The following is a 13,970-nucleotide window of genomic DNA, read 5'->3' on the forward strand; positions in this document are numbered from 1 at the left end:
CTTTCGGGAAGCGAAGTTACCTTCATCGAGCCGGGCCCAGCAACGCCGACTCGGCCGCATTCGCAATCTGATCTGCAAAGGCCGGACTTCCAACCGCACGTGCGAGTGTCACCGCCCCTACTAGGGAAGCCAAAGCTGAACACGCTGCTTCAAAGTTCCTAGGCGCGCGCGGTGAGGCAGGGCCATCTACGACAACCTGTGCAACTTCGCGCAATGCCACTTCGAAAACAATGCGCGACTCCAGGTCGGAGCGTGCCACCTCAGTCGGCAGCGTCTGCAGCGTGCAGCCTTCTGACAGGTCGCAGGTTCGCTTTGCGCTGAGATAGAACCGCACGAACTCTGGCCACCAAGCGCGCCTATGCTCTGATTGGAAGTAAAGGATGCCTCTGCGCAAATCGTCCATCCCTTGTCTCAGCGACTCACGGAAAGCGTCGCCCTTGGAGTCGAAGTGGACGTAGAAGGCGCCAGACGTGACGCCCGCCTCCTTGGCCAGAGCGTCGACTCCTGTTCCCGCGTATCCTCCCTTGCGAAACGCACGTCCTGATCCCTCAAGAATGCGCTGACGCGTGTTCGCCTTCTGTTCAGCTCGTGACATTGAAATCCTCTTCATTAGTTAGATCACATTATAGTTGACCGAATAACGTTCGTTATCTATATTAACATCACGATCGTTATGCGACGCTCGATTGGCGGGCGAAGCCACTTTTGACGCCGCAACCCTCTGACTCGAGAAATCTCATGCCACTCACTCTTACTCTCACCGAAGGCGTTCTCCCCAAGGGCCAAGAAACGCTCGCTTTCGCCCGCCTCTCCGATGCCATGCTCAAGTGGCACGGACTGACTGGGAACGCGGCCATTACACCGAACATCGTTGGATCGATCAACGTCGTACCAAAGGAGCATACGTTCTCCGGATCGAAGGAGGCGGCCGTGGTATTCATCGAGTGGAAAGTTCCGGCGTTCACATTCAACACCCGCGAGATTCAATTGGGGTACATCGAAGAAGCCACCGATATCATCCACTTGATGTCGGGCGAGAAGCAGCCCAAGGAGCGCATCTGGGTGAATGTGGTTCACGCGGTGGACGGCGCCTGGGGAATTGGCGGTGTGGCGTTGACCAACGCGCAACTCGTGGGCTGACTCGGCGAGCTTACGTCAAAGGTTTTGCGTGGAGGACCTATCGCGCCTCCATGCCTTCTACAAGGAGTGCTTGATGCTGCTTTCAAACTACCTGTTCTTTACCGACGCCTGCGAGGAGGCCCTGCGCTTCTACGAGACATGCGGCCTGGGTCGGATTGTTGAGATGCTGCGATACGACGCGGACGGGATGCCCGCCAAGAGCGAGGCAATGCGCGGGAAGGTCATGCACGCCAAGTTCGAAGGAGATGGCGTCGTCTTCTACGCATCGGACAACGATGACGCCGAGCCGATGCGAGGGTCCGCGCACCATCTAGCGATGGACAGCAGGCAATCGACCGATCGGCTGTTCAGCGCATTGAGTTCAGGAGGTCTCATAACGACTGCACTTGGCATGCAGCCGTGGGGCGACTACTACGGAAAACTGACGGATCGCTTCGGTGTGCAATGGATGTTGAACTGCCATGAGCCGGCTCGACCATGACTGCCGCAGGTACGCGCTAGGGGTTCTCGCAGAAGAGAAGCATTGCACGCTGCAAGGTATCTGCAACCGTCTGACCGCTGGTTGCCGGTCGATCGGCCATAGCCTACGCCTCCACGCCACGCGAATCCGCTCGGACGTCTACTGTGCGGCGACCAATTCAGTGACCTGAGTATCCCTTCAGGGTCCGTCTGAGCCATTCAGTTCCATCGAAATCGGTCATCACGCCGATCTATCATTGACCGAGCGCTGTTGGCAGCATTGCAGCCACTTTCTAGGCTGTGGCTGACCGTCCGTTTTGGCCGAGGTCCAGGCGTTGGGGCTCTGTCAGACTGAAGGGACGATACGCTTCACTGGTATGGCCGACGTATCGTCTGCCTTAGCTACCATTCATGAAATGAGTGTGATTGGCCCACTTACTCACAGACAATAGCCATTGCGATAGCGATGGCGAGGTTTATTGGTATCACTTGAGGGGAACTACTGGCTTATCTTGACCAGCCAATGACATGTCGACGATAAACGGGTTTTCACCGTGGCATTGCTGATTCTGCCTGTTTGAATTTTGCAACCAGTGCATCAATAAACAACCGGGTGCGCATCGGCAGAAAATTGCGACTTGGGTAGGTCGCAAAAAGGTCAGCATCGGGCCCTATATGTTCGTCGAGTACCGACACTAAGGCACCACTGGCAATATCATCCGCCACGTCCCACAGTGATTTTAGCGCCAGCCCATGGCCACCTCGCACCCAATCATGGATTTGCTCCCCGTTGTCACTGCTCAACGTGTCACTCACGCGTAAGGTCTGCAGGCCTTTTACCGTCTGGAAAGTCCAGCCTAGCGCGGACATACCGGGCCGCTGCAGAACCAAGCAGTTGTGCCGAACCAACTCCGCTAACGATGTCGGCGTGCCGTGCTGCGCCAAGTAGGCGGGCGTGGCGCAGATTATGCGCCGATTGCTGGCAAGGCGCCGAGAGATCAAACGCGAATCATCCTGTGCACCGATACGGATGGCTAGATCGAAGCCACCGTCCAGCAAGTCCTCCACGCGCTCGCTAAGGCTCAGGCGTCCGCTCACTGCCGGGTACCGCATACAGAAATCTGCTAGCAACGGCGCCACCCAGCGCCGTCCCAGTGCTGTTGGTGCCGATATCCGCAATATGCCCCGTGCCTCTGCCGCGCCTCCGGTGACGGCAGCTTCGGCTTCGCTCACTTCGGCAAGGATGGCACTCGCGCGTTCAAGGTAGATCGTGCCTTCTTCGGTTAACGTCAAGCGCCGCGAGCTGCGCTGAATCAGGCGTACGCCCAGTGAGTCCTCCAAGCGCGTCAGGCGCTTGCTGGCGACAGCCGGTGAGAAACCCAGTTCTCGTCCCGCCGCTGACAGGCTACCGCAGGCGATGGCGCGGACAAACAACTGCATATCGAACAAGTCAGGCATGACGAAGCATCTTCAACTATTTGGAAAGACTGGTTATGCATTATGGTCAATTATCACTGAATCGAAAATGCTAGATAGTGTGCTCACCCCCACTCACAAGGAGAGCATCATGTTTTGCAAATCATTTCAATCACGTTCAAGCAAGGCCATCGTTGCACTCATCGCCAGTCTGGTCACTCTCCAGGCAGGCGCCACCGATAATCTGCTACAGCCACGCCACATCAGCATCGAAGCGTCTCTACCAGTAGCGCAGGCGCAGCAGCAAGTCCTTGCCGCTGAGCGGTACTACAGTTTTTGGAACACCGGCGAGGCGCACTATGCCGAAGCCGCGTTGGCACCGGATTTCATCGATACCAACTTGCCGGCGGGGCGCCCGCAGGGGCCACGCGGTCCCATCCTCGCTTCAAAAGGCTTTCGCGCAGCGGTGCCGGACCTGAAATTGGAGGTCGAAGAGATGATTGTGGCGGGCGACAAGGTTGTTGGCCGGCTGCATTTCACCGGGCACTTCAGCGGGAGCTTCGGAGATCGCCAGGGGGACGGTCGGACTATCGATTTCATGGCAGTCGATATATACACAGTCAGGAATGGACGCATTGCCGAGAACTGGCATATGGAAGACAACCTGAGTCTGATGCAGCAACTTGGCATTGTCGCCAGATAAGGGGTTTGTCATGCCATACCTGCGGTCACACGTACCTCGTGCTCTTCTGGCGCTGGCAATCAGTGCGTTTGCCATCGGTACAACTGAATTCGTCATCATGGGGTTGTTGCCCGAAGTTGCTGGCGATCTGTCGGTCAGCATCCCTAAAGCTGGTTTGCTGATCAGTGCCTATGCGTTAGGGGTCGCCATTGGCGCGCCGATTCTTGCCATCCTGAGCAGTCGCTGGCGACGCAAGACAGCCTTGTTGGTACTGATGGGGCTGTTCATCGCAGGCAATCTGCTCTCAGCGCTTGCCCCCGACTATTGCGTGTTGATGCTGGCACGCGTCATTGCCGCGCTCTGCCACGGCGCGTTCTTTGGGATTGGTGCGGTGGTGGCCGCAGACCTTGTCGCAAATAACCAGCGTGCGCGTGCTGTTGCGTTGATGTTTACCGGCTTGACGCTTGCCAATGTGTTGGGAGTGCCACTAGGGACGTTGATCGGGCACTCCCTGGGATGGCGGGCAACCTTCTGGTGTGTGACCGCGCTGGGGGTATTGTCTGCGGTTGCACTGATTCGTTGGGTGCCGAGCCACCTACGGAGTGGCATCACCCACATCACTACCGAGTTGCAGGTGCTTGGCAAATTAAAAGTTTGGCTGGCACTGGGCATGACGGTATTGGGCTTTGGTGGGGTATTTACGGTCTTTACCTACATAGCACCTATTCTGCAGGAGCTGGCACATGCTTCGCCTAGTATGGTTAGTACCGTCTTATTGCTATTCGGCTTAGGGCTCACGCTTGGTAATGTGTTGGGAGGCCGTCTTGCTGACTGGTATCTGATGCCTTCGTTGATGGGCACTCTCGCTGCGCTGGCCATTGTTTTAGTGCTCTTTGCGTGGACGAGCCACAGCCTCGTTCCTGCCGCACTGACGGTCTTTGCGTGGGGTGTCATCGCATTTTCCTGTGTGGCGCCGCTGCAGATGCACGTTGTGGAGCAGGCGCGTAGCGCGCCCAATCTAGCTTCCACGCTAAACATCAGCGCATTCAATCTGGGCAATGCCGGCGGCGCGTGGCTAGGTGGCGAGGTCATCAATCGAGAACTCACACTTGATCACATCATGTACACAGGCGCCGCAGTAGCGTTTGCGGGTTTGTTGCTCACCGTCATCTGCCATGTGCTGGAAAAACGCTCGCGAATATGTATGTCAGCCAGCCCAACCTGACGCACCGGTTTGGGCTGAGAATGAAGCTCATCACATCCCTCGGCATCAAGACCTGTCGAAGCGTCCCCATACCGGCTCGCCAGGATGCGGTTGATTGATGCCAAAAAGGTAACGATTGCCATCAAGTTGTCGTCATTTCTCTACGAGATGGAATTAATATAGTTGTTTGGCATGGCTGGTAGTCACCCCGTGTTTTGCAGTCACCGCTCAGGCAGCCCGAGCTTAAGCGACTCATTTCCATCACTGCTTCTAAGCTTAGCCATTCATCCTTCGTAATCACGTCGTGAGCAGCTTTGCCGGAGTGAACGCGTGCGGGACGTGAGAAAAAGTCCACGGGTAACTTTGCGAGAGGTAACCCAGCCCGATTAGGCTGGAAAACTCTCTATGGTTCCTTATTAACACAAGAGCTTTGCCGAAGTCGTTCGACGACAGCCCGAGAGGTGTCTCGGCAGAACAACAGTTGCTTATCGGCTCAAAACGCTCGTTGGTCTATGTGCTTGAAAATCCGGTGCAACCTGATTTCAAGTGCCTATGTCAGCCTCAAACAGTCAGCTTGAATACCACTCCGACCCCGGTGGTAATGATCATGGCCGCGCAGCCCCACCCGGCCAAACGCAGACTGGCGCGCCATGGCGATGCGCCGCCGAGGCGAGCAGCCAAGGCTCCGAGCAAGGCGACGCAGAGGAGCGAGGCAGAGAAGATTGTCGGCATGTATAGCGAAGCGGGGAGAAACATAGCGACTAGCAAACTGGCTGTAAGGGGCTGGCTTGCGCCAAGGGCGAAGCTACCCGCTGAGACCAACGCGGCCTGGATCGGTTGCGCGCTGAAGGCTTCATGGATGCCGAGCTCCTCGCGGGCATGAGCACCGAGTGCATCGTGCTGCATGAGCTGAGTCGTGACGCGGGCAGCGAGTTCAGGGTCTAGTCCGCGACTGACGTAGATAGCTGTCATTTCCACATGTTCATGCTCGGGGTCAGCAGCGAGTTCGAGCCGTTCGCGTTCCAGATCTGCGCGTTCGGTATCGGCTTGCGAACTGACCGAGACGAATTCGCCGGCCGCCATTGACAGTGCACCGGCAACCAGACTGGCCATGCCCGCCACCAGAATGCTCTGCGGGCTGGCACCCGCAGCGGTTACACCAAGGATCAGACTGGCTGTGGAAATGATTCCGTCATTGGCGCCGAGTACACCCGCGCGTAGCCAGCTGCTACGTTGCTGACGATGGCGTTCGACGTGGCGCATACCCTTAGCCCTCCACGGCTAGACTAGCAAGCAGGTCGCGCAGCACATAAGGCAGGATGCCACCGTGACGGTAGTAGTCGATCTCGACCGGGGTGTCGATGCGCAGCAGCAGGGCGTGTTCACTGTGGCGGCCATCGGCATGCTGAACGTGCAGGACGAGATCTTGCCCAGGCGTGAGCGAACCTTCTGCGCCGGGCAGATCAAAAATTTCGTCGCCGTGCAAGCCCAATGTGACGGCGCTATCGCCGGGCTTGAACTGTAAAGGCAATACGCCCATGCCGACGAGATTGGCGCGGTGGATGCGCTCGAAGCTGCGTGCAATGACGGCGCGTACGCCGAGCAACCGCGTGCCCTTGGCGGCCCAGTCGCGGCTGGAGCCGCTGCCGTATTCCGTGCCGGCGAAGATCAGGGTGGGCGTATTGGCGTGCAGGTAAGCCATGGCTGCATCATGGATGAAGCATTGTTTGCCCGTCGGCTGGCTCAGGGTGAGGCCACCTTCGATGGGCTGGCCGTCGGGGCCTGGTGACAACATCAGGTTGCGGATACGCACATTGGCAAAGGTGCCGCGCAGCATGATCTGGTGATTGCCACGGCGCGAGCCATAGCTATTGAAGTCGTCCGGTGCGACACCGGCTGCAGCGAGATAGTCGCCAGCCGGGGAAGCGCGTTTGATTGAGCCAGCCGGACTGATGTGGTCGGTGGTTACCGAGTCGCCGAAGATCGCTAGGGCGCGGGCACGGTGAATGGAGGGAATGGCGCTCGGTACGGCAGCAAAGTCATCGAAGAAAGGGGGCCGCGCGATGTAAGTCGAATCCTCCCAGGCGTAGACCTCGCCGAGCGCGGCATGGATATTTTCCCATAGCGGATTGGCGTGAGCAAAGTCGGCGTACAGGCGGCGGAAAGTCTCCGGGTCTGTCGCGGCCAGCACAGCGGAGGCCACTTCCTGCTGGCTGGGCCACAGTTCATGCAGATAGACCGGTGTGTTCTGCGAATCGTAGCCGAGTGGTTCGATGGCCAGATTGATGCCGATGCGGCCGGCCAAAGCGAAGGCCACCACCAATGGCGGGCTCATCAGGAAATTAGCCTTGATGGCGGGGTGGATGCGCGCTTCGAAATTGCGATTGCCGGAGAGCACAGCAGCGCAGATCAAGTCCTGACTGCTGAGGATGTGCTCAATGTTCTGATCCAGCGGACCGGAATTGCCAATACAAGTGATACAACCGTAGGCCACGAGATGGAAACCCAGTTCGCCCAGTGGTGCCAGCAAGCCGGCCTTGGCGAGGTAGTCGCTGACCACACGGGAGCCCGGTGCGAGCGATGTTTTGATCTGGGGCGCAACGCGTAGACCGCGCGCCACGGCCTTCTGTGCCAACAGTCCGGCGGCGAGCATGACACTGGGGTTGGAAGTGTTGGTGCAGGAGGTGATCGCAGCGATCAGTACATCGCCGTGGCCAAGCGTGACGCCGTTTGCCAGTGTATGGCGCGCCTCATCCACCTTGCCATAGCCGCCTTCGGCGGGAGCCTGTGTCACCAGGCGCTCGAACGCGGACTTCAGATCCGGCAGAGCGATGCGATCCTGCGGGCGTTTTGGCCCGGCCACGCTAGGCATGACGCTAGCTAGATCCAGCGCCAGTTCGCGGCTATAGTCGATCGCCCCGGCCTGTGGCATGCCGAAAAGTTGCTGAGCCAGAAAGTAGTTACGGAAGGCGCTGACTTCTTCGTCGCTACGACCGGTGGCCGTGAGATAAGCAGCGGCGACTTCGTCGGGTGGGAAAAAGCCCATGGTCGCCCCATATTCCGGCGCCATATTGGCGATGGTGGCGCGATCCGGCAGGCTCAGCGACGCAGCCCCTGCACCAAAGAACTCGACGAAGGTGCCGACCACTTGTGCGCGACGCAGCATTTCGGTGATGACGAGGACCAGATCGGTGGCTGTGACGCCCTCGCGCAGTTGGCCTGAGAGATGTACGCCGACTACGTCGGGCATCAGGAAATACACCGGCTGACCAAGCATGCCTGCTTCCGCCTCTATGCCGCCCACACCCCAACCCACCACGCCCAGTGCGTTGATCATAGTGGTGTGCGAGTCGGTGCCGACTAAGCTGTCTGGGAAATACACGCCCTGGCGCTGGATCACGCCGCGCGCGAGGTATTCCAGATTGACCTGATGCACGATGCCGATGCCCGGCGGGACCACGCGGAAGCTGTGGAAGGCCTGCATGCCCCATTTGATGAAGCGGTAACGCTCGGCATTGCGCTGGAATTCAAGACGCATGTTCAGATCCAGCGCGTCCATTTCGCGGAAGTGATCGACCTGCACCGAGTGATCGACGACCAGATCGACCTGCACCAGCGGCTCGATCAGGCGCGGGTTCTTGCCGAAACGCACAGCCACGTCACGCATGGCAGCGAGATCGCAGAGTAACGGCACACCGGTGAAATCCTGTAGCACGATGCGTGCAACGATGAAGGGAATTTCTTCGTTGCGGGTAGCTTGCGGCTGCCAACTGGCGAGTTGGCGCAAGTGCTGTTCGGTGATGCGTTTTCCGTCGAGATTGCGCAGTAGGGATTCGAGCACGATGCGCAGGGATACCGGCAGGCGCGATAGTTTGCCGAAGCCGAGTGCCTCCAGCTCCAGCAGGGAATGCAGCTGTCCCGTTTGGCCGTTGGCGAGCGGGAAGGTGCGCAAAGTATCTTGGACACGCAGGGACATGACGGACTCCTTGGTCGTTCCGCGTCGCGGGGGGAGGGCCGACGTTCAGTGAACAGCGCGAACTACACTGAAGTTAGTGTCTTGAGTTTAGTCATTGCACCATCCTTGCACAGGAGCATTTCTTATGGACGAGCCGACCCGGCAGGAAAGTGATTCTTTTGGCGCCATCGCCGTCGCCGACGCGGCCTTGTGGGGCGCCCAGACCCAACGCTCGCTGGAGCACTTCCGGATCTCCTCCGAGCGCCTGCCACTAGCGCTGCTGCAGGCGCTGCTGCGCGTCAAGCGTGCCTGTGCCGCAGTCAATGGTGAGCTTGGCCTGCTCAATGCGGCACTGGCCGAGGCCATCATGTGCGCGGCAGACGAGTTGCTGGCGGGCGCCCATGCAGACGCTTTTCCGCTGTCGATATGGCAGACCGGCTCGGGCACCCAGAGCAATATGAACGTCAACGAAGTACTGGCCAATCGCGCTTCTGAACTGCTTGGAGCTGGCCGCGGCGAGGCCCGCTGCGTGCACCCGAACGATCACGTCAATCTCGGCCAGTCTTCCAATGACATCTTTCCGACCGCGATGCACGTGGCCGCTGCCAGCGAGCTAACCCGAGCCTTGCTGCCGGCCTTGTTGGCCCTGCGCGCTAGGATGGAGGCGAAGGCACTGGCGTTTGCGGATATCGTGAAGATTGGCCGCACCCATCTGCAGGACGCCATCCCGCTCACTCTTGGGCAGGAGATGTCCGGATGGGTGGCGCAACTGGAGCATGCCGAGCGTGTGGTCCGCGCAAATCTGGATGCGGTGTATGAACTAGCAGTGGGCGGCACGGCGGTGGGAACCGGGCTGAACACCCATCCACGCTTTGGTGCTGAAGTAGCTGCGCATCTCGCTGCGGATTGCGGACTGCCATTCAGATGTGCAGCGAACCGCTTTGCTGCGCTGGCTGCCCACGATGCGCTAGTCAGTGCTCATGGGGCGCTCAAAACCCTCGCCGTGGCACTGATGAAGATCGCCAATGATGTGCGCTGGCTGGCCTCAGGCCCACGTTGCGGGTTGGGAGAATTGCTGTTGCCAGAGAATGAGCCGGGCAGCTCAATCATGCCGGGCAAGGTCAACCCCACGCAGTGCGAAGCGCTGATCATGGTGTGCTGTCAGGTGTTGGGCAATGACGTAGCCCTGAATATCGGCGGAGCTTCGGGCAACTTCGAACTAAATGTGTTCAAGCCGTTGATCGCGCATAATTTCCTGCAGAGCGTACGCCTGCTCGGCGACGCAATGGCAAGTTTCGACACGTATTGTGCACAAGGCATAGAGCCGGATCGGGCGCGCATCGCCGATCTGCTCAGCCATTCTCTGATGCTGGTCACTGCACTGAGCCCACACATCGGCTACGACCACGCGGCGCAGATTGCTAAGCACGCGCATGTCAATGGCTTGTCTCTACGCGAGGCGGCACTGGCGCTGGGATTGGTCAGTGCGGAACAGTTCGATGTCTGGGTACGAGCGGAACGAATGGTGTGAGCCTCTACGCTGATCTCTGTACGCGGCGTTCTGGCTTTTCTCGGCAGTGGAGCAGCAAGACCCATAGAGTTGGACAATGCTCGACATGGTGTCAAGCAATACCGTGCTGCTTGCCTGTGTTTCTGAAGCCGCGAACGGAAACGTTACTGGATTGATACTCGACACGCTAGAGAGCGCGTTTTGAGGAATAGAGATAACGCTGCTCATGGCTTACTCCTTCGACTTTCCGCAGCGCAGCCTTGCGTCAGCTAAATTTGCTGCTGAGTCTTGATGCGAGTCAGACACACACCAAGCACAATCGTTCCATTAAAAATGGAATTGTTCTGCGTTCAAATCTCCAACGCCGCCGCTTGAATTGACGCCTAATTCGCTGACCTACATAGTTCCTGGCAGCGCCCGACCAATGCGAATACCAACGGGCTTGTTCGCCAGTACTTGCCCAAGGAATTAGATTTGGCTCCATTCTCTCAAGGCTATTTCAGTGCTATTGCCAGAGGATTCAATGACAGGCCTAGAAAATGTCTCGCGTTTGAAGCTTTCGCCAGAGACATTATGCGTTTGCACCCCCATGTTGCACTTCAAACTTCAACCCAGCCCTGCTGCGCTATTACGTTTCCGCAAAATGATTGCCCGGATAGCCTGACTGTCATTCCATTATAAATTTGTGGAACACTTGTGTGGGATGCCGCACAGAAGGGCTGAGGACTAAGGCGTAGGGTGGTGAAATGGATATTGAGAAAATGTTTTTATACTAGCCAATTCTATAAATAATTTATGTGATTTATATAAGTTGTAACGGGCGTGGTTTTTGAGGCGCGCAAATGTAAATTCTAATTAAAAAACTACATTATTTGAGTTTTATGGAATTGAAGTTAGCCTAAAAATTTAGCTTGCCACTTCAGTATTGGCCGAGGAGTTGTCATGCAAAAAGCTTATGCCCCGTTTTTCGTATTTAACACCCATGTTGAAGCTGAAGACGCTATCCACGCTCTGCATCGGTCTGGTTTTGATGTAAAGAAACTCTCACTCGTTGGCAAGGGCTACCACAGTGAAGAGCATCCTGTTGGTTTCTACTCCACAGGAGATCGGATCAAATCGTGGGGCGGAGTCGGCGCCTTTTGGGGGAGCGTGTGGGGGTTATTGATGGCCCCTGCCATATTTTTTGTCCCTGGTTTGGGATTATTAGCAATGGCAGGGCCTCTGGTTACGATGCTGGTCAGTGCTCTTGAAGGAGCTGTCGTAGTTGGTGGTGTGTCTGCTCTTGGAGCGGCGCTGACTCGCATCGGTGTTCCTCAGGACGCAATCATCAAATATGAGTCGGCACTCAAGGTCGACAAATACGTGTTGATGGTGCACGGTAGCGACGAAGACCAAGAAAAAGCTCAGGCGATATTGAGCGGCTCAAAAATTTGGCAGGCCGCATGAGATTTAAAACATCTGAAACGATCTTGAAACCTAGCTTTTTCATCGATAAAGAAAGAAGGAACGTACGTGAATAAATCAAATACGCAAGAGCTGATACTCAGGCGCAATGCGCCGTTGGCTACTGCCACTGACTTGAATGAAAATGCCACACAGGATATTTCGGGTGCATTAAATGCAATTCTGGCGGATGTATTTGCCATCTACCTGAAAACAAAGAATTTTCACTGGCATATGAGTGGCCCGCATTTTCGTGATTACCACTTGTTGCTTGATGATCAAGCTACCGAAATTCTGGCGATGACGGACCCATTGGCTGAGCGTATTCGTAAGGTCGGCGGTGGAACTTTGAAGTCGATTGGACATATTTCCAGAATGCAGCGTGTGCTCGACAATGATGCTGAGTATGTGGAGCCTACAGATATGCTATCAGAGTTGAGAGAGGATAATCAACGGCTCACAGAACGGCTCCGTGCTGCGCACGGGGTTTGCGTTGAGCATGCTGATATTGCCTCAACCAGCCTTATTGAGGTGTGGATTGACGAAAGTGAGCGCAGAGGATGGTTCTTGTTCGAAACAACGCGCCATAGTGTTTGATATTTTGTACGCTTTTCTCTTGGCGCGGAGATGGCGCAAAGGTGCAGTCTAGGTTGGGCTGTTATCTGTAGCATACGGGTCTCCAAAAACGAGCATGAACATGAACAAATATCGTCCGTTTGCGCCAATTTTTCCCCGCGTAGAGACTTGAAGCATACTTTCCAGTCTTGTTTCGCATAGACAGCCTCGCCTACGTTCTGGTCGACGGGTGCCATCGGTACGGCAGTGGCGTTGTTGTGCTTGGTGGCCTGCCAGTGCTGGTGGGGAGAATGTCTGTGTGTTCATCGCCAGCCAGTTGGTGGCGATGCTGGAAATATGGTCTGGTGGGTAACAGCTCAGTGATCGACGATCAGTGTTTTTAGCTCTTCGGCATGTTTTAGTTTCGCCTTCCTGTAACCCATGGCTCGGATCCAAGCTGAGAACAGGTTGGGTAAGCAGCGTAAAGCCATACAAGGTGCCAACAATGATGCTCAGCCCTGCATGGTTTCAGTCCATGTGTCAGTAAGTGATAGTCTGCCACGCTGCTCTCAACGCTTAGAATTTCGTGAATGTTGAACCTACCCGCCTATTGCATGGCGTGTCGATTTCTCCAAATTCAGCAGCGAGACCAACAATTTACGGATCAATTGACGGGTTGGCTCATCGGTTAATGTTCCGTCTATGTCAAATTTCTGGGCTGCGTTGCCAATCATGATTTCCGGCTGAATAACAACCGGCATATCAAGTGCCACCAGGATTTTCCGCAGATCGTATTGAGCACGGGCGATACCAAAATTGCCGATGGAAGCCCCCATGATGGCTGATGGTTTGCCTTGCCAGGCATTTTCCCCATAGGGTCTGGAGGCCCAGTCAATCACATTCTTCAGGCCGCCCGGCAGCGAGTAGTTGTACTCTGGTGTGGCAAACAAAATGGCATCGGCGGCGAGAATTTTTCGTTTGAATTCGAGCACTGCAGTCGGCGGTGACATTTCATCATCCTGATTGAAAACCGGGATGCCGTGAAGACTAACCAGATTCAGGACTGCATCATCTGGCAGTAATGCCTGTGCAGCCTTCAAAGCGAAATGATTGTAGGAGTCTTTGCGCAGACTACCAACGATTCCCATAATATTCAGTTTGTCCATTGTTATTTCCCCTTGAGTAGTGTTAAGCAGTGTGGCCGCGTGTGACTGAGGACACTGTGCGCCATCACACATTGGGCAAGCCATCGTTGCCTTTACATACGTTACCGAAAGGAAGCAGTCGGTCTTGATGAATTCCTGGCGCTTGGGCTCGTCGCACTGGCCTTCGGTGTGGCGCAGCTGGCCTATGCCTCAGAACCTGTTCACAATCTTCCAAATGTCGTAAACTTTTGGCATGAGAAAGAAATACCCCAGTGATGTAAGCAGGGAAGCGTTCGAACAGATCCGTCCTTTGCTGGAAAGTGTACGCAAACAGACCAAGCCCCGTACGGTTGATCTATATGATGTGTTCTGTGGCGTGCTGTATTTGCTAAAAAGTGGCTGCCAGTGGCGGATGCTGCCCAGTGAATATCCGAAATGGCGCACGGTGCATGCCTATTTCG

General features: G+C 56.2%; 13 protein-coding genes. 8 read left to right on the plus strand and 5 right to left on the minus strand.

Annotated features, from left to right (window positions below):
- Positions 1-22: 22 nt before the first annotated feature.
- Positions 23-595, minus strand: coding sequence for a TetR/AcrR family transcriptional regulator (locus B145_RS0113365; protein ID WP_018607983.1), 573 nt, complete (start codon positions 593-595; stop codon positions 23-25).
- A gap of 143 nt (positions 596-738) precedes the next feature.
- Between B145_RS0113365 and B145_RS0113370 the strand changes: the two genes are divergently transcribed.
- Entirely contained in the window at positions 739-1,140 is a 402-nt protein-coding gene (locus tag B145_RS0113370; RefSeq protein WP_018607985.1) for a hypothetical protein, read from the plus strand.
- Between the two features lie 73 nt (positions 1,141-1,213).
- Entirely contained in the window at positions 1,214-1,621 is a 408-nt protein-coding gene (locus B145_RS0113375; protein ID WP_018607987.1) for a VOC family protein, read from the plus strand.
- 527 nt (positions 1,622-2,148) lie between these two features.
- Here B145_RS0113375 and B145_RS0113380 read toward each other — a convergent pair.
- The gene (locus B145_RS0113380) at positions 2,149-3,057 is read right to left on the minus strand and encodes a LysR family transcriptional regulator (protein WP_018607988.1); all 909 of its coding nucleotides are present in this window, start codon (positions 3,055-3,057) and stop codon (positions 2,149-2,151) included.
- Between B145_RS0113380 and B145_RS0113385 the strand changes: the two genes are divergently transcribed.
- A complete protein-coding gene (locus B145_RS0113385) occupies positions 3,056-3,718 on the plus strand; it encodes an ester cyclase (RefSeq protein ID WP_211209832.1) in 663 nt (220 codons plus the stop codon). The genes B145_RS0113380 and B145_RS0113385 overlap by 2 nt on opposite strands.
- Positions 3,719-3,728: 10 nt before the next feature.
- A complete protein-coding gene (locus B145_RS0113390) occupies positions 3,729-4,922 on the plus strand; it encodes an MFS transporter (protein WP_018607992.1) in 1,194 nt (397 codons plus the stop codon).
- A gap of 540 nt (positions 4,923-5,462) precedes the next feature.
- Here the strand turns inward: B145_RS0113390 and B145_RS0113395 are convergent.
- A complete protein-coding gene (locus B145_RS0113395) occupies positions 5,463-6,164 on the minus strand; it encodes a VIT1/CCC1 transporter family protein (protein WP_018607994.1) in 702 nt (233 codons plus the stop codon).
- Between the two features lie 4 nt (positions 6,165-6,168).
- On the minus strand, positions 6,169-8,877 hold the full coding sequence (gene acnA / locus B145_RS0113400) for an aconitate hydratase AcnA (protein WP_018607996.1): 2,709 nt from the start codon (positions 8,875-8,877) through the stop codon (positions 6,169-6,171).
- A gap of 124 nt (positions 8,878-9,001) precedes the next feature.
- On the opposite strand from acnA, the gene fumC reads away from it, so the two are divergent.
- From fumC to B145_RS0113415, 3 genes are all read left to right on the plus strand, one after another.
- Positions 9,002-10,387 (plus strand): class II fumarate hydratase, encoded by a 1,386-nt coding sequence (gene fumC / locus B145_RS0113405; protein WP_018607997.1) that lies wholly within the window; start codon positions 9,002-9,004, stop codon positions 10,385-10,387.
- A gap of 921 nt (positions 10,388-11,308) precedes the next feature.
- Positions 11,309-11,812, plus strand: coding sequence for a DUF1269 domain-containing protein (locus tag B145_RS0113410; protein WP_018607999.1), 504 nt, complete (start codon positions 11,309-11,311; stop codon positions 11,810-11,812).
- Between the two features lie 66 nt (positions 11,813-11,878).
- Positions 11,879-12,406: a Dps family protein gene (locus tag B145_RS0113415; protein WP_018608001.1), complete on the plus strand. Its 528-nt coding sequence runs from the start codon at positions 11,879-11,881 to the stop codon at positions 12,404-12,406.
- A gap of 557 nt (positions 12,407-12,963) precedes the next feature.
- Here B145_RS0113415 and B145_RS0113420 read toward each other — a convergent pair.
- Positions 12,964-13,530, minus strand: a complete 567-nt coding sequence (locus tag B145_RS0113420) for an NADPH-dependent FMN reductase (RefSeq protein WP_018608003.1) — start codon at positions 13,528-13,530, stop codon at positions 12,964-12,966.
- A 232-nt stretch (positions 13,531-13,762) separates the two neighbouring features.
- Here B145_RS0113420 and B145_RS0113425 point away from each other — a divergent pair.
- On the plus strand, positions 13,763-13,970 hold a 208-nt coding region (locus B145_RS0113425), incomplete at its 3' end, for a transposase (RefSeq protein ID WP_018608004.1).

The organism is Uliginosibacterium gangwonense DSM 18521 (genome assembly GCF_000373965.1).
GTDB classification, from domain to species: domain Bacteria; phylum Pseudomonadota; class Gammaproteobacteria; order Burkholderiales; family Rhodocyclaceae; genus Uliginosibacterium; species Uliginosibacterium gangwonense.

What these genes read in the sequence shown, in the direction of transcription:
- B145_RS0113365 (WP_018607983.1), bottom strand. Translation starts at nt 595, where the DNA reads ATGTCACGAGCTGAACAGAAGGCGAACACGCGTCAGCGCATTCTTGAG.
- B145_RS0113370 (WP_018607985.1), top strand. Translation starts at nt 739, where the DNA reads ATGCCACTCACTCTTACTCTCACCGAAGGCGTTCTCCCCAAGGGCCAA.
- B145_RS0113375 (WP_018607987.1), top strand. Translation starts at nt 1,214, where the DNA reads ATGCTGCTTTCAAACTACCTGTTCTTTACCGACGCCTGCGAGGAGGCC.
- B145_RS0113385 (WP_211209832.1), top strand. Translation starts at nt 3,056, where the DNA reads ATGACGAAGCATCTTCAACTATTTGGAAAGACTGGTTATGCATTATGG.
- B145_RS0113380 (WP_018607988.1), bottom strand. Translation starts at nt 3,057, where the DNA reads ATGCCTGACTTGTTCGATATGCAGTTGTTTGTCCGCGCCATCGCCTGC.
- B145_RS0113390 (WP_018607992.1), top strand. Translation starts at nt 3,729, where the DNA reads ATGCCATACCTGCGGTCACACGTACCTCGTGCTCTTCTGGCGCTGGCA.
- B145_RS0113395 (WP_018607994.1), bottom strand. Translation starts at nt 6,164, where the DNA reads ATGCGCCACGTCGAACGCCATCGTCAGCAACGTAGCAGCTGGCTACGC.
- acnA (WP_018607996.1), bottom strand. Translation starts at nt 8,877, where the DNA reads ATGTCCCTGCGTGTCCAAGATACTTTGCGCACCTTCCCGCTCGCCAAC.
- fumC (WP_018607997.1), top strand. Translation starts at nt 9,002, where the DNA reads ATGGACGAGCCGACCCGGCAGGAAAGTGATTCTTTTGGCGCCATCGCC.
- B145_RS0113410 (WP_018607999.1), top strand. Translation starts at nt 11,309, where the DNA reads ATGCAAAAAGCTTATGCCCCGTTTTTCGTATTTAACACCCATGTTGAA.
- B145_RS0113420 (WP_018608003.1), bottom strand. Translation starts at nt 13,530, where the DNA reads ATGGACAAACTGAATATTATGGGAATCGTTGGTAGTCTGCGCAAAGAC.